A 19,075-nucleotide genomic window follows, 5' to 3' on the forward strand; every position below is an offset into this window, starting at 1 on the left:
ATTATGCCCTTAGGCGGATTGCCGCGTCATTCAAGCGAAGAGCAGCACAAAAACCACGCCTAAGGGCGTGTAAGTCGTAGCAGGGGAAGAAGCGCGCGCTGCATGATGGGAGCGCCATAGCCCGAATCGACCGGCAAGCGCAAGGGGGAGGACACAGGCCCTCGCTCCTCCCGATTGCGGAAGGAGTGGGGAGGGGCGCGGCGTCACCGGCGCGTCGACCGGTTAGCGAAGAAGCTCGCTTCGCTCGCGCCCTGCCCAACCCCCTCCCGCGGGCGGGAGGGGGATTGTCATTCGTGCCCGTGGCTTATTTCTGGAAAGCGACGACGATCTTCAGTTCCACGGCGTCACCGACCATCGGCACGCCATAGCCCATGCCGAAATCGCTGCGCTTGATCGTGGTCGTGGCGACGAAGCCGGCATTTTCCTTGCCGCCCATCATCGCCGGCGCCTTGCCCGCGCCGTAGAATTCGGTGTCCAGCGTCACCGGCTTGGTAATGCCCTTGATGGTCAGGTTGCCGGTGATTTCCGCCTCGTTGCCCTGCGCTTTCACGCCCGTCGACACGAAGGTCGCCTTGGGGAATTTGGCGGAGTCGAAGAATTCCGGCTTCATCAGATGTTCGTCGAGCTTGGCGATGCCGGTCTTGAGGTTCGTCACCGGAACCTCGACCGAAACCTTGGCGGCCGAGGGGTTTTTCGGATCGAGCGTCAGCGTGCCGGTCGATTCGGAAATGACGCCCAGATTGTTGGTGAAGCCCATATGGTCATAGGCGAAGAGGATCTGGGTGTGGCCGGGATCGATCGTATAGGTGCCGCCGGTCACGCGCGTGGCGTCCTTCGCGCCGGGGGCGGGCGGCATCTGCTGGGCGATGACGGCGCTGCCGCCGGCAAGGGCGACAAGGGCGGCGGCGGGGATCAGATATTTGCGCATGAAGGATAATCTCCGAAAGCGATCAAGGGACGCCGCTACGATAAGCGACGTCCCTTGATTGTTCCAGAGCCGTAACCGGAAACAAAGGGTTACCGGATCGGCTACCTACCACCCCGTTGCCGGGATGGCGGGCGGCTTTCAGTTCTTGTCCTTGTCGACCAGCTTGTTGGCGCCGATCCAGGGCATCATGGCGCGCAGCTTCGCGCCGGTTTCCTCGATCGGGTGACGCTGCGAAGCGATGCGGCTTGCCTTGAGTTCCGGCTGGCCGGCGCGGTTGTCGAGCACGAAGTCCTTGACGAAGCGGCCCGACTGGATGTCGGCCAGGACGCGCTTCATTTCCTTCTTCGTCTCTTCGGTGATGATGCGCGGGCCGGTCTTGATGTCGCCATATTCGGCGGTGTTCGAGATCGAATAGCGCATGGTGGCGATGCCGCCTTCATACATCAGGTCGACGATCAGCTTCAGTTCGTGGAGGCATTCGAAATAGGCCATTTCCGGGGAATAGCCGGCCTCGACCAGCGTTTCGAAACCGGCCTGGACCAGTGCGGTGGTGCCGCCGCACAGCACGGCCTGCTCACCGAACAGATCGGTTTCGCATTCCTCGCGGAAGTTGGTTTCGATGATGCCGGAGCGGCCGCCGCCGACGCCCGAAGCGTAGGAGAGGGCGATGTCATGGGCATTGCCGGTCGCGTCCTGATGAACGGCGATCAGGCAGGGCACGCCGCCGCCGCGCAGATATTCGCCGCGGACGGTGTGGCCCGGGCCCTTGGGCGCGATCATGATGACGTCGACGTCCTTGCGCGGCTCAATCAGCCCGAAATGCACGTTGAGGCCGTGCGCGAAGGCCAGTGCGGCGCCGGGGCGCAGATTGGCGTGGATGTCGGCGGCATAGACGGCGGCCTGATGCTCGTCGGGCGCCAGGATCATGAGCACGTCGGCCCAGGCGGCCGCTTCGGCGTTGGGCAGCACCTTGAAACCCGCGCCTTCGGCCTTCTTGGCGCTGGGCGAACCGGAGCGCAGCGCGATGGCGATTTCGGCAACGCCGGAATCGCGCAGATTCTGCGCATGGGCGTGGCCCTGGCTGCCATAGCCCAGAATGGCGACCTTCTTGCCCTTGATCAGGCCGATGTCGGCGTCGCGATCGTAATAAACCTTCATTTGACGTTCCTTCTTTCCGTTCGGGTGGCGCCTTGCGGAGCCGAGATTTGCGGTGAGGGGGACCACCTGCGCGGCGAGGGGACCGCCCTCACCCTCCCATCGCTTTGCGGCGTCGAAAAGAGGCAGATGACTCTTTTCGACCTCCCTCTCCCGGCGGGAGAGGGGTGATTTCTTCAGTTCGGCTCCTTGCCGCGGATCAGGCCGACGACTCCGGTGCGGCCGACCTCCACCAGGCCGATCTGCCGCATGAGGCCGACGAAATTGTCGATCTTGTCGGTGGTGCCCGTGATCTCGAAGATGAAGCTCTCGATCGTCGTGTCGACCACCTTCGCGCGGAAGACGTCGGCCAGGCGAAGCGCCTCGATCCGGTCCTCGCCCGTACCCGCGACCTTGACCAGAGCCAGTTCGCGTTCGACGAAGGGGCCGTTGTCGGTAAGGTCGGTCACCTTGTGCACCGGCACCAGCCGTTCGAGCTGGGCGATGATCTGGTCGATCACCTTGGGCGGGCCGCTGGTGACGATGGTGATGCGGCTGATCGCATGGTCGGGGGTGATGTCGGCCACGGTCAGGCTGTCGATATTATAGCCGCGCGCGGTGAACAGGCCCGCGATGCGCGCCAATATGCCCGCCTCGTTCGAAACCGTCAGCGACAGGACATGCCGCTCGCTAATCTCTTCCTGAATATGCATCAGATGCTTCCGTTGTCCGGTTCTTCGCGCTCATGGCGCTCTGAAATCATGCCCGTGAAGGCGTAGTGCCATGCGCCGTCGTCGCGATGGGCGATCCGCACCGGGAAGCCCGCGATCGCATCGAACATCCGCGCCAGATGCTCGCCCACATAGCGCGGGCTGACCAGCAGGCGGCCGATGTGGCGTTCGTGAAAATCGAAGCCCGCGTCCAGATGGACTTCCCAATCCCCATTCTCCGGATCGGCATGATCCACCGTCCAGCCGGTCAGTTCGGACCTGCCGGCCAACCGTTCGAAATCGAAAGGTTCGCTCACATGGATGCGGAGCTTCAGATGTTGCGTCACGCCGCCATCCTCACACCAGCGCTTTCGCCTCGTCCGACATGACGCCTTCGACCTGGCTGGGGTCGAGCAGCATGTCGGTATGCGCCGCGCCCGACGGGATCATCGGGAAGCAGTTGGAAAGCTTCGCCACGCGGCAGTCCACGATCACCGGACCGGGCGTGTCGATCATCTGGCGGATGCCCGCCTCCAGTTCCTGCGGCCCCTCGATGCGGATGCCGGTCCAGCCATAGGCCTCCGCCAGCTTCACGAAATCGGGCAGGCTGTCGGAATAGCTGTTGGAATAGCGGCTTTCATAGGTCAGTTCCTGCCATTGGCGGACCATGCCCATATATTCATTGTTGAGGATGAAGATCTTGACCGGCAGGCGATACTGGCTGGCCGTCCCCATTTCCTGGATGTTCATCTGGATCGATGCGTCGCCCGCGACGCAGACCACCAGACTGTCCGGATTGCCCAGTTGCGCGCCGATGGCGGCCGGGAAACCGTAGCCCATGGTGCCGAGGCCGCCGGAGGTCAGCCATTTATTGGGCGCGTCGAAGCCGAAATGCTGGGCGGCCCACATCTGGTGCTGGCCGACTTCGGTGGTGATGATGACGTCACTGGCCGATCGCGAGGCCTTGTAGAGCTGGGCGATCGCCTCCTGCGGCATGATCTCTTCGCGGCTTTCCGGATAGGCGAGGCTGTTGCGCGCGCGCCAGCCGTCTATCCGCGCCCACCATTCGCCAAGGTCCGCCGCCTTGTGCCCGCGATCCTTCCAGAGTGCGATCATGTCCGCCAGGGCATTGCCGACGTCCGCGATGATCGGCAGGTCGACCTCGACCGTCTTGTTGATCGAGCTGCGGTCGATGTCGATGTGGATCTTCTTCGCATGCGGGGCGAAGGCGTCCAGACGGCCCGTCACGCGGTCGTCGAAACGGGCGCCGACGCAGACGATCAGGTCCGCCTTGTTCATCGCCCAATTGGCTTCATAGGTGCCGTGCATGCCCAGCATTCCAAGCCATTGGCCGGACGAAGCGGGAAAGGCGCCCAGGCCCATCAGCGTCGAGGTGACGGGCGCGCCGGTCAGCGCGGCGATCTCGCGCAGCAGGGTCGAGGCTTCGGGACCAGAGTTGATGACCCCGCCGCCGGTGTAGAAGATCGGACGCTCCGCAGCCGCCAGCATCTCGACCGCGCTGGCGATGGCGGCCGGGTCCGCCTCGGTCTGCGGGCGGTAGCTGGCATGTTCGAAGCTTTCCGGCTTCCTGTAAGGCGCGGTGGCGATCTGGACATTCTTCGGAATGTCGATGACGACCGGGCCGGGGCGGCCGGTGGTGGCGATGTGGAACGCCTCATGGACGACGCTCGCCAGCTTGCCGGGCGACTTCACCAGATAGTTGTGCTTGGTGCAGTGGCGCGTGATGCCGACCGTGTCCGCTTCCTGGAAAGCGTCCGTGCCGATGAGCTGCGTCGGAACCTGCCCGGTGATGACGACCATCGGGATCGAATCCATCAGCGCGTCGGTGATGCCGGTGACGGCATTGGTCGCGCCGGGGCCGGACGTGACGAGCACGACGCCGGGCTTGCCGGTGGAACGGGCATAGCCTTCCGCCATATGGGTCGCGCCCTGTTCGTGGCGAACGAGCACATGGCGGATCTTCGGATGATTGAAGAGTGCGTCATAAATGGGCAGCACCGCGCCGCCCGGATAGCCGAACACGACCTCGACCCCCAGGTCGATCAGGCACTCAACCAATATGTCCGCGCCGCTCTTTTCGGCCACGATGGCTCCTTCCATTCGATAATTGCTGCGCCCTCTGCTCCAGAAGCGGAAGGATGGCAAGGCGGCTGCGTCTATTGGACATAAAATGGCAAGTCAATAGTTATCGTTGTAATTTTATTGCCAATTCATCGACAATTTCCACATCAATCTGTCGCGCCTCTCGAGGCCATTCGGGCGGAGGCTGGCGCGAAAACCAGGTATATTGCCGTTTCGCATATTGGCGGGTGGCGATCCGGCCGCGTTCCATCATGGTCTCCCGGTCGATTTGCCCTGCCATCCAGGCGGCGATTTCCGGTACGCCGATGGCGCGCATCACCGGCAGGTCGGGAGAGAGGTCGCGGGCGAGCAGCGCCTCGACTTCCGCTACGGCGCCGCCGTCCACCATCTGCCCGAATCGCAGGTCGCAGCGCGCGATCAGCCAGTCGCGCGGAGGCAGCAGGATCATGGGCGAAAGAGCGACGTGCGGGCCTATGCCCCCGCTTTTGCGCCGCTGCCATTCGGACAGGGGCTGGCCGGTCGAGCGGACCACCTCCAGAGCGCGGGCGACGCGGCTGGTGTCGGCGGGGGCGAGGCGGGCGGCGGCGGCGGGGTCTTCCTTCGCCAGCGCGGCATGGGCCTCCGCCACTGGCAAGGCGCGGGTGGCTGCGCGGACGGCGGGGTCGATGTCCGGGACCGGGGCGATGCCGTCCAGCAGGGTGCGCAGGTAGAGCCCGGTGCCGCCGACCAATATGGGGAGCCGTCCGGCCTCATGCGCCTTGCCGATTTCATCGCGGGCTTCGGCGGCCCAGCGGGCGGCGGTGCAGGCTTCCGCGCCGTCGATATGGCCGAACAGGCGGTGCGGGATACCGGCCATTTCCTCCAAGCTGGGGCGGGCCGAGAGGATCTGGAGGTCGGCATAGACCTGGCTCGCATCGGCGTTGATGACGATGCCGTTCGCCGCGCGGGCCAAGCGAACCGCAAGCGCGCTCTTGCCGCTGGCGGTGGGCCCGGCAATAAGCGCCACGCGCGGGCGGGATTCGCCCTGTGAAGTGTCAGGAGTTTCCATGTTCGTTGCGACCTTAGTGGCAAGTGGCGCCTTGAGTCAGGACAATATTGCCGAGGCTGCCGGCCGGCTCGCCACGGCGGGTTGCACGCCGGTGGATAGCAAGTGGCTGGACGAGGGCAAGGCGGCGGATATTTTCTTTGGGCTTGATCCGATTGCCGCGCGCGCCGCGCTGACCGGCATTGGCGACCGCGTGGATGTGATCGTCCAACCGGTGGGGGAGCGGGAGAAGAAGCTGCTGATCGCCGACATGGACTCCACCATGATCACGGTCGAATGCATCGATGAACTGGCCGACTATGCCGGGATCAAGGCGCAGATCGCGGAAATCACCGAGCGGGCGATGCGGGGCGAACTCGACTTCGCCGGCGCGCTGCACGAACGGGTTGCCTTGCTCAAGGGGCTGGCGGACGCGGCCATCGACCAGTGCAGGGCCGAGCGGGTGAAGATCATGCCCGGCGCCCGTGCCCTGGTGCGCACGATGAAGGCGAGGGGAGCGAGGACGCTGCTGGTATCGGGCGGCTTCACGCGCTTCACCGGACCGGTGGCGGAGGAGATCGGCTTCGATGCCGCCGTCGCCAATGTGCTGGAGATCGCGGACGGGGCCTTGCTGGGCACGGTGACGGTGCCGATCGTCGATGCGGCGCGCAAGCGGGCGGAACTGGAGGCAGCGATAGAGGGCGGGATCGACCGCGCGTTGACCCTGGCCGTGGGCGACGGGGCGAACGACATTCCGATGATCCAGGGGGCCGGGCTGGGGGTCGCCTATCACGCCAAGCCCAAGACGCGCGAAGCGGCGGCGGCGGAGATCGTGCATGGCGATTTGTCCGTGCTGCTCTATGCGCAGGGTATTGCTTCGGCGGAGTGGGTCGGGATTTGATCCTGGCGCGACCTGCTCTTGTTGAAGGGGCCCGGTAAGGCGAGTGGTTCGAGCCCGTCCTGCCGCCTGAACCGGGCTCCTGCCTTTGCAGGAGCATGGCGGGCTCGGGACGGCGGGAGCATCGCAGCCCGGCTCGGTTAACCGTTGCCTGGGCACGGCTCGTCGTCATTGCGCAGCGGTAATGGAATCGAATCTGACCGCCGGTCGTTACACTCGCGCTGCAACCCGCAGCGTCCACATTCTAACCGGCGCACGGTCCTCGCAGCGCCAAGGGAGAGGGTATGAAAATCAGGCTATTGGCACTTCTCGGCGGCACGGCGCTCGCATTGAGCGCATGCGCGTCGACGAGGGACGAACCCATCGCCCCCGCGCCGCCGGTCGGCCCGGGCGCGATCAGCGGCACTGTCGCGGCAGACCGTAATGGCGACGGCATCGTCGATGGCTATTATTCGCCCGACGGCATGTATCATGAGATTCAGGGACCGCCCTGTCCGCCGCCGCCGCCGCCTCCGCCGCCCTCCCGTCGCGGAGAACGCGGCTGATAAACGCAGTTGTCCGGGCGCGGCGCCTTTGCCGCGCCCCTTTCCTCCGTGCCGCCCTGCTTCCCGCGCTTCTGCTGACGGCCTGGCCCGGACAGGCCATTGCGCAGCCCGGCGCGGTTGCGGACTCCCAGCGCACCAGCGTGGCGGCGGAAATCCGCTCGTCTGTGGGCGGCAAGCTGAGGGATTTCTACGCCCCGCGCGGTTATTGGCCGCTCTGGATCGAAAAGGGCAGGGTCGGGCCGCAAGCCGATGCCCTGATCGCATTGATCGAGGGGGCCGATGCGGATGGGTTGAAACCCAGGGATTATGAACCGCGCGAACTCAAGGCCCTGATGAAGGAGGCCGATGCGAACGGCGATCCCCGGCTGCTGGCGCGGGCGGACATCGCCTTGTCCAAGGCCTTCGCCGCGCTGGTGAGCGACATGCGCAAACCCTCGCGCAAGGTGAAGGTGCGCTATCTCGATCCGGAGGTGGAGCCGAAGGATGAGGAACCGAAGGAGATTCTGCGCGCCGCCGCAGTCGCGCCGTCCTTTGTCGACTATGTGCGTTCGTCCGGCTGGATGAGCCCCTTTTACGTGAAGCTGCGCGACGCCCGGGCGACTTTCGCAAGGCGTTGGGGCGGACTGCCGCAAGTGCCGGTGCCGACCGATGGGAAGCTGCGCCCCGGCATGAAGGCTGGCGCCGTGGCGCTGCGCCGCCGCCTGGGGTTGGAGGGCGGAACCGCCTATGACAAGGCGCTTGTCGCAAGGGTGAAGGCGTTTCAGGGCGATCATGGCCTGAAGCCGGACGGTGTCGCGGGCGCTGCGACCATCGCCGCGCTGAACCGGGGCGATGACTATTATGACCGGCTGATCGCGCTCAATCTGGAACGCACGCGGCTGCTGCCCGGTCCGCAGGTGCGGCATGTGGTGGTCGATGCGGCCTCCGCCCGCCTCTGGTATTTCAGCAAGGGCGTGCAGGACGGCACGATGAAGGTGGTCGTCGGCGCGAAGGAAAGCCAGACGCCGATGATGGCGGGCATGGTGCGCTATGCGACGCTCAATCCCTATTGGAACGTGCCGTCCGACCTGGTCGAGCGGAAACTCGCGCCGCGAATGCTGAACGGCGCCTCGCTGACGAAGCTGCGCTATGAAGCGCTTTCCGACTGGAGCGCCAATGCGCAAAAGCTGGAGCCGGCCGCGATCGACTGGCGCGCGGTGGCCGACGGGCGCACCGAATTGCGCGTGCGTCAGCTTCCCGGCGGCGACAACGCCATGGGGAAGGTCAAGTTCATGTTCCCCAACGATCTTGGCATATACCTGCACGACACGCCATCGCGCGACCTTCTGGCGAAGCCGGCGCGGCAGTTCAGCAATGGCTGCGTGCGGCTGGAGGATGCGCAAAGGCTGGGCCGCTGGTTCTTCGGCAAGCCGCTGAAACCCGACAGCGACAAGCCGGAACAGCATGTGCCGCTGCCCCAGCCCGTGCCGGTCTATCTGACCTATCTGACCGCCGTGCCCACCGCGGGCGGGGTGCAGTTCATGCCCGACGTCTATGGGCGCGACGGCATCTAGGCAGTAGTGACGATTTAATCATTTGAGCCATAGCATGATGCTGGCGAGTTTGACGAAGCCGAGGAAGTTTGCAGCGAGTTTGTCATAGCGTGTTGCGATACGGCGCCACTGCTTGAGCTTGGCGAAGAAGCCCTCGATGCCCCAACGCTGTTTGTAGGCGATGCGATCATAGTGGTGCTGATATTTGCAATGTCGGCGAGGTGGGATGACCGGCTCGCCGCCTTGCTCGTAGATGAGATCGTGCAAACTGTCGGCGTCATAGGCACGATCAGCCAGCACCTTGCCAGCCGGGATGCCGCGGATCAGATCGCAGGCGGGCGCCATGTCGTTTTGCTGTCCGGGGCCGAGGATGAAGCGGATCGGCAAGCCCAAGGCATCGACTACGGCATGGATCTTGGTGCCGAACCCGCCTCGCGAGCGCCCGAGAGCCTGGGCTTGAGCGCCCCCCTTTTTACCCGTGCCCCAGCCGCCTGGGCCTGGGCGCGGATCACCGTCGCATCGATCGCCAGCCATTCGATGTCGGGATCATCCGACACAGCCTCGAAGATCCGGTCGATCACGCCTTGCTCAACCCAGCGATAATAACGCCGCTTGGCGGTCTGATAGGGACCGAACTTCTCCGGTAGATCGCGCCAGCGTCCCCCTGAACGCGCCAGCCAGAGCAAGGCGTCAAGAAACAACCGTCCGTCACTGCGAGGACCGCGCTTGCCCTTGCGCCCGCCCGGAACGAACTCCCGCAGCCGCTCCCACTGATCATCCCGCAGCACTTCGCCTTCCACGCCAGCCTCCAAAAGCCAGCCTTGAAGCACAAATCCAAACCGTCGTGAATCCCTAAAATGTCACTACGGCCTAGAGCATCGTGCGGAAAGCCTGTCCTGAATCTGTCGAAGGGTGGGAACCGGTTTTTGCCTGAAACGCTGCGGCATCAGAAATCTGGAGCGCGCGACCGGCGTCCGACCTGACGCAGCGCGCTCCAGCCGATTTCGGTCAATGCGCGGCCAGCATCCACAGCGCCATGGCGACCATCATGACATTCTCCGTCAGGGAGACGAAACCCAGCGGCACGTTGCCGCTGCCGCCGACGCAGGCGCATTTGAGTTCGCGCTTTTCGAGATAGACGGCCTTGAAAACCGAAACCGCACCGATCCCGCCGATGAAGAGCGCCACGGGGATCGACAGCCATTCGAGCGCACCCGCCAGCATCAGCACGCCTGCACCGAGTTCAAGGAAGGGATAGACATATCCATAAGGGACAAGACGGCGGGCGAGCAGGTCGTAATTCAGGAACATGGTCGCAAAGCGGTCCACATCCTGCAATTTCAGCATGGCGAGCAGCATCATGGAGATCGCGATGAAGCGTTCCGCCGTCATGATGCCGATGAGCGGCATCTCCGTCAGCCAGTTGGTCGACAGGGCAAGCAGGGCCGCGACCGCGAAGACGGCGAGGACCGGCCTGTAGCTTTTCGCCTGCGGATCGGCGACCGTCAGGCCGAAAAGGCGGCGAAGATCGTCATGGCCGCCGATCCTTTGCCCGTCGATGAAGATCTGCGGCGTCGTTCCGACATTGTGCGCGGCCTTGAAGGCGTCGGTTTCTTCGCGGCTGGTAAGCCAGTGATCCTCGACCTCATAACCCTTGCGCTTCAGCAGCCATCTGGCCTTGAGTCCGAAGGGGCAGATGTGGCCAGGCATCACCATGCGGTAAAGGACGGCTTTGCCCGGAATTTGGGTGGAGGCGGCCACTGTGGTCATCGCATCGCTTTCTCTTGAGAGGTTCGCTTCGCACCCCATATGGGGTCCGTACCACGGTCCGGAGTCAAGCATGACGATGACGATTTCCGGTCTGGCGCGCGCGGGCGGCGTCGGCGTCGAGACCATACGCTTCTATCAGCGGCGCGGCCTGCTGGATATACCCGACCGGCCGGAAGGCGCCGGTCTTGCGGGCGGCGTGCGTCGCTATGGCGAGGAGGATGTACGGCGTCTGAGGTTCATCCGTTCGGCGCAGGCGGCCGGATTCACGCTGGACCAGATCGGGGAGTTGCTGCGGCTGGATGCGGGGCAGGACCGCGCGCGGGCGCGTGAACTGGCGGCGGAGCGGCTGGCGGCGCTGGACCAGAAGATCGCGGAACTGGAGACGGCACGGGACAGCCTGCGGCGACTTGCCAGCGCATGCCATGCCTCGCAGGAGGGCCCTTGCCCGATCATCTCCGCCTTTGAGGAGTAGGAGGGGGCTCAGAAGCCGGCCATCAGCCCGTCGATAGCGCCCTGCAGGATGTAACTCGCGGCGAGCTTGTCCACCAGTTCACCCCGCCGCGCGCGGCTGGCATCCGCCTCCAGCAGCGTCCGCGTCACCGCCTGCGTCGACCAGCGCTCGTCCCACAGCAGGATCGGCAGGCCGAGGTCGGCGATGTTCCGGGCGAAGGCGCGGCTTGCCTGGCTGCGCGGGGATTCGCTGCCGTCCAGGTTGAGCGGCAGGCCGATCACCACGCCCTTCACCAATTGCTGTTCCATGAACGCCGCCAGCGCGACCTTGTCCTTGGTGAACTTGCCGCGGCTGACGGTATGGGCCGGGCTGGCGATCGACCATCCCGCATCGCACAGCGCAAGGCCGATCGTCTTGCTGCCCACATCCAGCCCGATCAGGCGGCCGCCATGGGGCAGGGCTTCGCGGAAAACCGCGCGGTCGGCGGTAAGAATGGACATGTCTATTTCTTCAGAAAGGCGGCCAGCCGCTGTTTCGCATCCTCGCGCACATCGGCCCAGAACAGCGCATAGTCATAGACGTGATAATTATTGCCCGGCAAGGTGAAGGGCCCCATGTCCACCGGCTCGCCGATCATCAGCACGCCGCTAGTGTCGCAGCGGGCGGGGACGATGCCGGGAACCAGCCGGGTCGGCTTGTCGGCATCCCGCGCATCCAGCGTGCCGCGATTGGCGCTGGCGGGCGCGGCCCCGTTGAAGGCGCCGGTGATGGGATTGGTGCAGAGCATGTGCGTGCCCTTGTGCGGCCTGCCGGTGAAGCTCGGCTTGCGTTCGAAATTTTCGATCACCGCCGACGGATCGGCTGGTTCGGCATAGCTTTGCCAGCTCACGATGCAATGCGACTGCTGCCGCCGCGCGCAGGCGGGAAGTCCAAGCGCGGGCAGGTCGGCCTCTACCGAAATCGGCCAGCCCACGGCATAGACGGCGGCGATGCGGTCGGCGACCGGCTTGCCGGCGACCTGCTCCCGCAACAGTTTGAGCAGATGGAGCGACCCCTGGCTATGGGCCGCGAGGATCAGCGGACCTTCGGGATTGGCTTTCAGGAATGCGGCAAAGGCTTGCGCAACATCGCGATAGGCTGCGGCGAGGGATTGCTCGCCAGCCGGCTTGTCGGTCAGGAACGCCCCGTAATTGGCCTGGCGGTAGCGAGGCGCCCAGACGGAACCCGCCGCGTTGAAGGCGCTCGCCTGGTTCTGCACGAAGCGCCGCGCGGTGGCGAGGGATTCCTGGTCATCCAGCCGCATGTTCCAATGCGCGTCGCCCAGCGTGGTGATGTAGGAGGTCGGGTGAATGAAGAAGACCGTCGCCTTTTCCGCCGACGGTGCGTCCTTCACGCCTTCGGGAGTCCACAGGGCGGGGTTGTCCTTCACGATGTCGGGCCGGGCGATCCACATCTTCGGATCGTCATAGGCGTTGGCGGGGAGCGGTTCGATTTGCGCGAAGGCTTCCCGAGGGACCATGACCGCGCGGATCATCTGCATCCCCCAGATGCGATAGGCCAGCAATGCCGCGATCACCAGCACGATCAGGCCGGTTACGACATAGAGGAACTTGCGGGCCAAGGATTGCTCTCCCTAGTGATGGACTGTTTCTGTCTGGCGTAAGCCGCGAGCGTGCGCAAGGTCTCGGAGGATCGGGACTTGAAGCGGGCGTGGCCGGGTGGTAGCGGCGGGGCCATGTCGATAGACCTTCAGACCGTGAAAAAGATCGCCAGCCTTTCGCGCATTTCGGTGACTGACGCCGAAGCGGAGGCGATGGTGCCCGAACTCAACAACATCCTGGGCTGGGTGGAGCAATTGGGCGAGGTGGACGTGACCGGCGTGGAGCCGATGACCGCTGTCATCCCCAATCATCTGCGCCTGCGCGACGATGTCGTCACCGACGGCAATGTTCGCGACAAGGTGCTGGCCAATGCGCCGCAGGCCGAACATGGCTTCTTCGCGGTTCCCAAAGTTATCGAATGAGTGGGAATCTTTCACCCGTTCGGGCTGAGCTTGTCGAAGCCCAGTCCTTTCTTGAAGAGAAGTGCGGCCCTTCGACAGGCTCAGGGCGAACGGAAATTTGGGTATGACCAACCTTACTGATCTGACGGTCGCGGAAATCCGCGACGGTTTCCGCGCGGGCGACTTTTCGGCGCGTGAAGTGGCGGCGGCGTTCAATGCCAATGTCGCCGCCGCCAAGGCGCTGAACGCCTTCATCGTGGAAACGCCGGAAAAGGCGCAGGAAGCCGCCGACGCCGCCGACAGGGCGAGGGCTGCGGGCGAGGCGTTGAAGCCGCTTTCGGGCGTGCCGATCGGCATGAAGGATCTGTTCTGCACCGAAGGCGTGCAGACGACCGCCGCGAGCCACATGCTCGAAGGCTTCAAGCCCACCTATGAATCCACGGTTTCGAAGAAGCTGTGGGACGCGGGCGCGGGCATGCTGGGCAAGCTCAACCTCGACCAGTTCGCCATGGGCTCTTCCAACGAGACCAGCTATTACGGCAATGTGATCTCGCCCTGGCGGCGGGGCGGCGGCGACAATGCCGCGCTGGCGCCCGGCGGTTCCTCGGGCGGTTCTTCGGCGGCGATTTCGGCGCGGCTCTGCCCGGCGGCGACCGGCACCGACACGGGCGGCTCGATCCGCCAGCCCGCCGCCTTCACCGGCATTTCGGGGATCAAGCCGACCTATGGCCGCTGCTCCCGCTGGGGCATCGTGGCCTTCGCTTCTTCGCTGGATCAGGCCGGGCCGATGGCGCGGACGGTGCGCGACAATGCGATCCTGCTGGAAAGCATGGCGGGCTTCGATCCCAAGGATTCGACGTCGCTCGATCTGGCCGTGCCGCAGTGGGAAGCCAGCCTTTCGAGCGACCTTCGGGGCAAGAAGGTCGGCATTCCCAGGGAGTATCGCCCCGATGGCCTGAACGCCGAAATTGCGGCGTTGTGGGATCGCGGCATCGAATGGCTGAAGGATGCGGGCGCCGAGGTTGTCGAAGTGTCGTTGCCGCATACGAAGTACGCGCTGCCGACCTATTATATCATCGCCCCGGCGGAGGCGTCCTCGAACCTCGCCCGCTATGACGGCGTGCGCTACGGCCAGCGCGACCTGCCCGATGGGGCGGGCCTGCAGGACATGTATGCCGCGACCCGCGCCGCCGGTTTCGGGCCGGAGGTCAAGCGCCGCATCATGATCGGCACCTATGTGCTGTCGGCGGGCTTCTACGACGCCTATTATACGCAGGCGCAGAAGGTCCGAGCGCTGATCGCCCGCGATTTCGACCAGGCCTTCGAGAAATGCGACCTGCTGCTGACGCCGACCGCGCCGAGCGCCTCCTTCGCGCTGGGCGAGAAGCAGGCCGATCCGCTGGCCATGTATCTGAACGACGTCTTCACCGTGCCGGCTTCGCTGGCGGGACTGCCGGCGATGGCGGTGCCGGGCGGGCTGGACGCGCAAGGGCTGCCGCTGGGGCTTCAGATCATCGGCAAGGCGCTGGACGAGCAGACCGTGCTGAACGCGGGCCTCGCGATCGAGGAACGCGCGGGCTTTGCGGCGCGGCCGGAGAAATGGTGGTAAAGAAAACACCGTTCGCCCTGTTGAAAGGAGCCGCTTGTCTCCTTGCAATGTCGAAGGGCCTAACTTCTCTTCAAGAAAGGACTGGGCTTCGACAGGCTCAGCCCGAACGGAAAAAGAAACATGAGTGAATATCGCATCCAGGGCGCAACCGGCGAGTGGGAGGTCGTGATCGGCCTGGAAGTCCATGCGCAGGTGACGAGCCAGGCGAAGCTCTTTTCCGGCGCGGCCACCGCTTTCGGCGCGGAGCCGAACACGCAGGTGAGCCTGGTCGACGCGGCCATGCCCGGCATGCTGCCCGTGCCCAACCGCGAGTGCATCCGCCAGGCGGTGCGCACCGGCATGGCGATCAAGGCGCAGATCAACAAATGGTCGCGTTTCGACCGGAAGAACTATTTCTACGCGGACCTGCCGCAGGGCTACCAGATCAGCCAGCTCTACCACCCGCTGGTGGGCGAGGGCGCGATCGAGATCAGCCTGGACGAGAAGAACCCCGATGCGCAGGTCAAGACGATCGGCATCGAGCGCATCCATGTCGAGCAGGACGCAGGCAAGCTGATGCACGACCAGCATCCGACGCGGTCCTATGTCGACCTGAACCGTTCGGGCGTGGCGCTGATGGAAATCGTGTCGAAGCCGGACATGCGCTCGCCTGCGGAGGCTGGCGCCTATCTGTCGAAGCTGCGCACGATCCTGCGCTATGTGGGGTCCTGCGACGGCAATATGGATCAGGGCTCGATGCGCGCGGACGTCAACGTCTCCGTCCGCAAGCCGGGCGAACCCTTCGGCACTCGCACCGAAACGAAGAATGTCAATTCCGTCCGCTTCGTCATGGCCGTGGTGGAACATGAGGCCAGCCGTCAGGTGGACGTGCTGGAGGCCGGCGGCAAGGTGGTGCAGGAAACCCGGCTCTACGACCCGGACAAGAATGAAACGCGCTCCATGCGGTCGAAGGAAGACGCGCATGACTATCGCTATTTCCCTGATCCCGACCTGCTGCCGCTGGAACTGGACGATGCCTTCCTGGAGGAATGCCGCCAGTCGCTGCCTGAATTGCCTGACGCCAAGCGCCAGCGCTACGAGCAGGCGCTGGGCCTTTCCGCTTATAATGCCGCGACGCTGACCGCTGACGCCGACACCGCGCGCTGGTTCGAGGCGCTGCTGGCCAAAGGCGCGCGCATCCAGAAGAAGAGCGAGGGCGAGGTCGCCAAGGCGTCCGCCAACTGGCTGCTGTCGGAGCTTTACGGCGCGCTCAACCGCCTGGGCAAGACGCTGGAGGAAAGCCCCGTCAGCCCGGAAGAGGGCGCGGAACTGCTGGCCCTCATTGCCGACGGCACGATCAGCGGCACCATCGCCAAGCAGGTGTTCGAGATCATGCTCGAAACCGGCGACAGCGCGCCCAGGATCGTTGAGGAAAAGGGGCTGAAGCAGACCAGCGACACCGGCGCCATCGAGGCCGCGGTCGCCAAGGTGCTGGCCGACAATGCGGACAAGGTCGAACAGTATAAGGCGGGCAAGGAGGCGCTGTTCGGCTTCTTCGTCGGTCAGACGATGAAGGCCATGCAGGGCAAGGCCAATCCGCAGGTGGTGAATGAGTTGATCAGGAAGGCGCTGGCCTGATTGGTCCATTATGAACGATGTCTGTTCCGGCAGGCATCGTTCGATCTGTACCTAAGATGTTCTCTTTGCTAAGCCCTTGAGCAACAGCCGCCATGAGTCGGGGGACTTGGCTGTGTGCAGGGGGAACATTCATGCGATTTGCGTTCGGCCACGCCATTTTGTGCCTTTTGCTCGGCTGCCTGTCGCCGGCCGTCATGGCGCAGGAAAAGTCCGCCGTGCGGCAGGGCTTCCTGCTCGATCCGAATTCGACCAAAATCCTGTTGTTCAGGCCCAGGGTGACGGTTGGGAGCCAGTCGACTGCGGGCATGTTCGAACCCAATGCCGACTGGACGCAACAGGCGCGGGACAATCTGGATCTGGCCCTGGCGGAAGCGCAGCAGCGTCTGGGCAATGAGATTGTCGGTTCGGCCGATCCTGTGGGACAGCAGGCCGAAAGCCTCGCCGAATATCAGTCGCTCTTCGGCATCGTCGCGCAATCGGTGATCGAATTCCAGTTCTTCCCCGGCAATCGATTGCCAACGAAGAAGCGCGAAGGCGCGGCGTTCGACTGGACGCTGGGGCCCGGCGTATCCGCGCTCGCTGCCCGCTCGGGCGCGCGCTATGGGCTGTTCATCTTTACGGAAGACCAGTTCGGATCGACCGGGCGGAAGATTTTCCAGCTGTTCGCGGCCATGGGCGGCGTCGGCATCACCTCCGGCCAGCATAAGGGCTTTGCAGGTCTGGTGGACCTTGCCAGCGGGGACCTGCTCTGGCTCAATGCGGACCTGCAGATGGGCGGCGATGTCCGGACCATGGAGGGTGCCCGCCGCCGCGTAACGCAGTTGTTGGAGGATTTCCCCGGCAGCACCCCCAGCCTTGCCGCTGCCGCCCAATGACGGGCGCGTTGTTGCGGGCAATGGCGCTGCTGGCCTTGACTCTGCCGGTAGCGGCGGTGGCGGCGGTGGCGGCCCCCGGGCCGGCCGATCTTCCGCCCTACAGCCAGGCCTATCAGCCGCAAGGGACGGACGAGCGTGGCCTGTGGATGCTGGCCGACGAGGATGAGCGGGAACTGCGCGACTCCAAATTCCTCATCGACGACCCGGCCCTGCAGGCCTATGTGGCTGGCGTCCTGTGCCGGGCTGTGGGTCAGGACCGATGTCGGGGCGTGCGCATCTATCTGGTCCGGGTCGCATCCTTCAACGCCAATATGGCCCCCAACGGCACGATGCAGGTCTGGAGCGGGCTCCTGCTGCGGGTTCGAAGCGAGGCGGAACTAGCGGCGATACTCGGCCATGAGTTCGCTCATTTCGAGCTGCGACACAGCCTTTCAGGCTTCCGGAGGCAACGTTCAGCGACCGACATCGCCGCCTGGGCGGCCTTTCTGGGTCAATATGGCGCGACCGTGCAGCAGGCGGCGGTCGGCTCATTCTTCCAGTTCAGCCGCGATCAGGAAAAACAGGCCGACCTGCTCTCGCTCAAATATGCGATCCAGTCCCCTTATTCGGCGCAGGCGGCGGCGCATGTCTGGCAGCGGCTCATGGATGAGGCGGATGCGACCGCGCTGGGGCGCAAACAGCGCAGCCAACGCTATGATCGTGTCGCCTTCTTCTCCACCCATCCGACCAATCTCGATCGCGCGACCTATCTCGCGGCCCTGTCCGCCGATGTCGCGGCCAAGCCGGAGGGCGCGGAAAGCTATTCGGCGGCGCTTGCCAAATGGCTGCCGGATTTTCTGTCCGACCAGATGAAGCTCAACGATTTCGGCGGTACGGAATATCTGTTGTCGTCGCTGGCGGGGGAGCATTGGACCGCGCCTCTGCTGTTCGCGCGGGCCGAACTGTACCGCCAGCGCGGCAATCCGCGCGATCTGGCGGCGGCGGCCGATTTCTACCGATCGGCGCTCGCGGCCGACCCCGGCCTGGCGGAGGGCTGGCGCGGATTGGGACTGTGCCTGATGCGCAACCATCAGCGGACCGAAGGCGCGGATGCGCTCAAGAATTACATCCGGCTGCGTCCCCAGGCGGCCGATATTCCCATGCTCCAGACGATGACCGGCGAATAGGATTTTCTCATGGCGAAACGAATTTCATCTTTTCTGGCCGTGATCTGCGCGGTTCTGATGGCGCAGCCGCTGATGGCTGACAATGCCCTGATGCCGGCGGGGACGTCCGTTGCCGTGGCCAAATCGACCCTGACCGTCACGCCGGACCGGGAGTGGAACCGCCTGTCCGCCCGTCCGGGCCGCAATTCGGAGACATGGACGCTGGACGGTGACGATCTGAACGGCGTCAATTTCTACAGTATCGAAACCGGGCGGACCTTGTTTCGGGAGGTGAGCAGGAAGACCAGGCCGCTGCCGCGCTTTTCCTCGACCATGTTGCTGACCGATATTCCTGCGCTGCTGGAAAATAGTTATCGCATCGCGCTTGGGACGACGCTCTTTTCGATGACCGCCATCGAGCCTGCGACATTTCTGGGCGAAAAGGGCGTGCGCTTTTCCTACAGTTTCCGAAAGCAGATGGAGGATGTGTCGCGCAGCGGCGAAGCGGTGGGCGCCATCGTCAAGGGCAGGCTGTACCTGGTGACGTTCGACGCGCCGGCCATTCTCTATTTCGATCGGGACGTTCCAGCCTTTCGACAGATATGGTCCTCGGCCCGCCTCGAAACCCCTCCCGCTCTTGCGCGGCGCTGACGGGGGGATAGCGAAAAGGGGCGCTGCCGGGGGAAGGCAGCGCCCCTTCCTTTACAGCCATGACACCGTTGGGAACCGGCT

General features: G+C 64.5%; 20 protein-coding genes. 10 read left to right on the plus strand and 10 right to left on the minus strand.

Annotation, left to right across the window (positions count from 1 at the left end; all coding sequences use genetic code 11):
- Positions 1 to 304 precede the first annotated feature (304 nt).
- From H5V43_RS04885 to miaA, 6 genes are all read right to left on the minus strand, one after another.
- Complete coding sequence (locus H5V43_RS04885; RefSeq protein WP_044662032.1) at positions 305 to 928, minus strand: YceI family protein; 624 nt, start codon at positions 926 to 928, stop codon at positions 305 to 307.
- 138 nt (positions 929 to 1,066) lie between these two features.
- Positions 1,067 to 2,152, minus strand: a complete 1,086-nt coding sequence (ilvC, locus tag H5V43_RS04890; protein WP_255308861.1) for a ketol-acid reductoisomerase — start codon at positions 2,150 to 2,152, stop codon at positions 1,067 to 1,069.
- A 107-nt stretch (positions 2,153 to 2,259) separates the two neighbouring features.
- On the minus strand, positions 2,260 to 2,775 hold the full coding sequence (gene ilvN / locus H5V43_RS04895) for an acetolactate synthase small subunit (RefSeq protein WP_025552124.1): 516 nt from the start codon (positions 2,773 to 2,775) through the stop codon (positions 2,260 to 2,262).
- Entirely contained in the window at positions 2,775 to 3,119 is a 345-nt protein-coding gene (locus H5V43_RS04900; RefSeq protein ID WP_025552122.1) for a hypothetical protein, read from the minus strand. Before H5V43_RS04900 ends, ilvN begins: the two co-directional genes overlap by 1 nt.
- Before the next feature lie 10 nt (positions 3,120 to 3,129).
- Positions 3,130 to 4,878: an acetolactate synthase 3 large subunit gene (locus H5V43_RS04905; protein WP_025552120.1), complete on the minus strand. Its 1,749-nt coding sequence runs from the start codon at positions 4,876 to 4,878 to the stop codon at positions 3,130 to 3,132.
- A 100-nt stretch (positions 4,879 to 4,978) separates the two neighbouring features.
- On the minus strand, positions 4,979 to 5,923 hold the full coding sequence (gene miaA, locus H5V43_RS04910; RefSeq protein ID WP_025552118.1) for a tRNA (adenosine(37)-N6)-dimethylallyltransferase MiaA: 945 nt from the start codon (positions 5,921 to 5,923) through the stop codon (positions 4,979 to 4,981).
- Between miaA and serB the strand changes: the two genes are divergently transcribed.
- The 3 genes from serB to H5V43_RS04925 all read left to right on the plus strand — a co-directional run bounded on the left by serB (position 5,922) and on the right by H5V43_RS04925 (position 8,895).
- Entirely contained in the window at positions 5,922 to 6,800 is an 879-nt protein-coding gene (serB, locus tag H5V43_RS04915) for a phosphoserine phosphatase SerB (protein ID WP_099185811.1), read from the plus strand. The two genes, miaA and serB, sit on opposite strands and share 2 nt — an antisense overlap.
- Before the next feature lie 281 nt (positions 6,801 to 7,081).
- Positions 7,082 to 7,342 (plus strand): hypothetical protein, encoded by a 261-nt coding sequence (locus tag H5V43_RS04920; RefSeq protein WP_025552117.1) that lies wholly within the window; start codon positions 7,082 to 7,084, stop codon positions 7,340 to 7,342.
- A gap of 140 nt (positions 7,343 to 7,482) precedes the next feature.
- Positions 7,483 to 8,895 (plus strand): L,D-transpeptidase family protein, encoded by a 1,413-nt coding sequence (locus H5V43_RS04925; protein WP_462708874.1) that lies wholly within the window; start codon positions 7,483 to 7,485, stop codon positions 8,893 to 8,895.
- Positions 8,896 to 8,913: 18 nt separating this feature from the next.
- Here the strand turns inward: H5V43_RS04925 and H5V43_RS04930 are convergent.
- Together H5V43_RS04930 and H5V43_RS04935 are read right to left on the minus strand one after the other, a co-directional pair.
- Positions 8,914 to 9,674 (minus strand): IS5 family transposase gene (locus H5V43_RS04930; RefSeq protein WP_193666785.1). Its coding sequence is split into 2 segments (ribosomal slippage): positions 8,914 to 9,350 and positions 9,350 to 9,674, totalling 762 coding nucleotides; the frame shifts between segments, so codons are not numbered across the junction.
- Between the two features lie 208 nt (positions 9,675 to 9,882).
- Positions 9,883 to 10,644, minus strand: a complete 762-nt coding sequence (locus tag H5V43_RS04935) for a MauE/DoxX family redox-associated membrane protein (RefSeq protein WP_037481868.1) — start codon at positions 10,642 to 10,644, stop codon at positions 9,883 to 9,885.
- A 70-nt stretch (positions 10,645 to 10,714) separates the two neighbouring features.
- On the opposite strand from H5V43_RS04935, the gene H5V43_RS04940 reads away from it, so the two are divergent.
- Positions 10,715 to 11,116 (plus strand): MerR family transcriptional regulator, encoded by a 402-nt coding sequence (locus H5V43_RS04940; protein ID WP_025548061.1) that lies wholly within the window; start codon positions 10,715 to 10,717, stop codon positions 11,114 to 11,116.
- Positions 11,117 to 11,124: 8 nt separating this feature from the next.
- On the opposite strand, the gene ruvX is transcribed toward H5V43_RS04940, so the two are convergent.
- Positions 11,125 to 11,595, minus strand: coding sequence for a Holliday junction resolvase RuvX (gene ruvX, locus H5V43_RS04945; protein WP_025548063.1), 471 nt, complete (start codon positions 11,593 to 11,595; stop codon positions 11,125 to 11,127).
- A gap of 2 nt (positions 11,596 to 11,597) precedes the next feature.
- Positions 11,598 to 12,716: a DUF3089 domain-containing protein gene (locus H5V43_RS04950; protein WP_025548065.1), complete on the minus strand. Its 1,119-nt coding sequence runs from the start codon at positions 12,714 to 12,716 to the stop codon at positions 11,598 to 11,600.
- A gap of 114 nt (positions 12,717 to 12,830) precedes the next feature.
- On the opposite strand from H5V43_RS04950, the gene gatC reads away from it, so the two are divergent.
- From gatC to H5V43_RS04980, 6 genes are all read left to right on the plus strand, one after another.
- The gene (gatC, locus tag H5V43_RS04955) at positions 12,831 to 13,118 is read left to right on the plus strand and encodes an Asp-tRNA(Asn)/Glu-tRNA(Gln) amidotransferase subunit GatC (protein ID WP_025548067.1); all 288 of its coding nucleotides are present in this window, start codon (positions 12,831 to 12,833) and stop codon (positions 13,116 to 13,118) included.
- A gap of 103 nt (positions 13,119 to 13,221) precedes the next feature.
- Positions 13,222 to 14,706, plus strand: coding sequence for an Asp-tRNA(Asn)/Glu-tRNA(Gln) amidotransferase subunit GatA (gene gatA, locus H5V43_RS04960; RefSeq protein ID WP_025548069.1), 1,485 nt, complete (start codon positions 13,222 to 13,224; stop codon positions 14,704 to 14,706).
- Positions 14,707 to 14,826: 120 nt separating this feature from the next.
- Positions 14,827 to 16,323 (plus strand): Asp-tRNA(Asn)/Glu-tRNA(Gln) amidotransferase subunit GatB, encoded by a 1,497-nt coding sequence (gene gatB / locus H5V43_RS04965; protein ID WP_099185808.1) that lies wholly within the window; start codon positions 14,827 to 14,829, stop codon positions 16,321 to 16,323.
- 131 nt (positions 16,324 to 16,454) lie between these two features.
- Positions 16,455 to 17,198, plus strand: a complete 744-nt coding sequence (locus H5V43_RS04970) for a hypothetical protein (protein WP_025548071.1) — start codon at positions 16,455 to 16,457, stop codon at positions 17,196 to 17,198.
- Positions 17,195 to 18,364 carry a M48 family metallopeptidase gene (locus H5V43_RS04975; RefSeq protein ID WP_025548073.1) on the plus strand — a complete coding sequence of 390 codons (1,170 nt, stop codon included), beginning with the start codon at positions 17,195 to 17,197 and terminating at the stop codon, positions 18,362 to 18,364. The genes H5V43_RS04970 and H5V43_RS04975 overlap by 4 nt, the downstream gene beginning before the upstream one ends.
- Positions 18,365 to 18,373: 9 nt before the next feature.
- Complete coding sequence (locus H5V43_RS04980) at positions 18,374 to 18,994, plus strand: hypothetical protein (protein WP_025548074.1); 621 nt, start codon at positions 18,374 to 18,376, stop codon at positions 18,992 to 18,994.
- Positions 18,995 to 19,075: the final 81 nt, after the last annotated feature.

The sequence above is a fragment of the Sphingobium fuliginis genome (assembly GCF_015074805.1).
Lineage (GTDB): Bacteria > Pseudomonadota > Alphaproteobacteria > Sphingomonadales > Sphingomonadaceae > Sphingobium > Sphingobium fuliginis.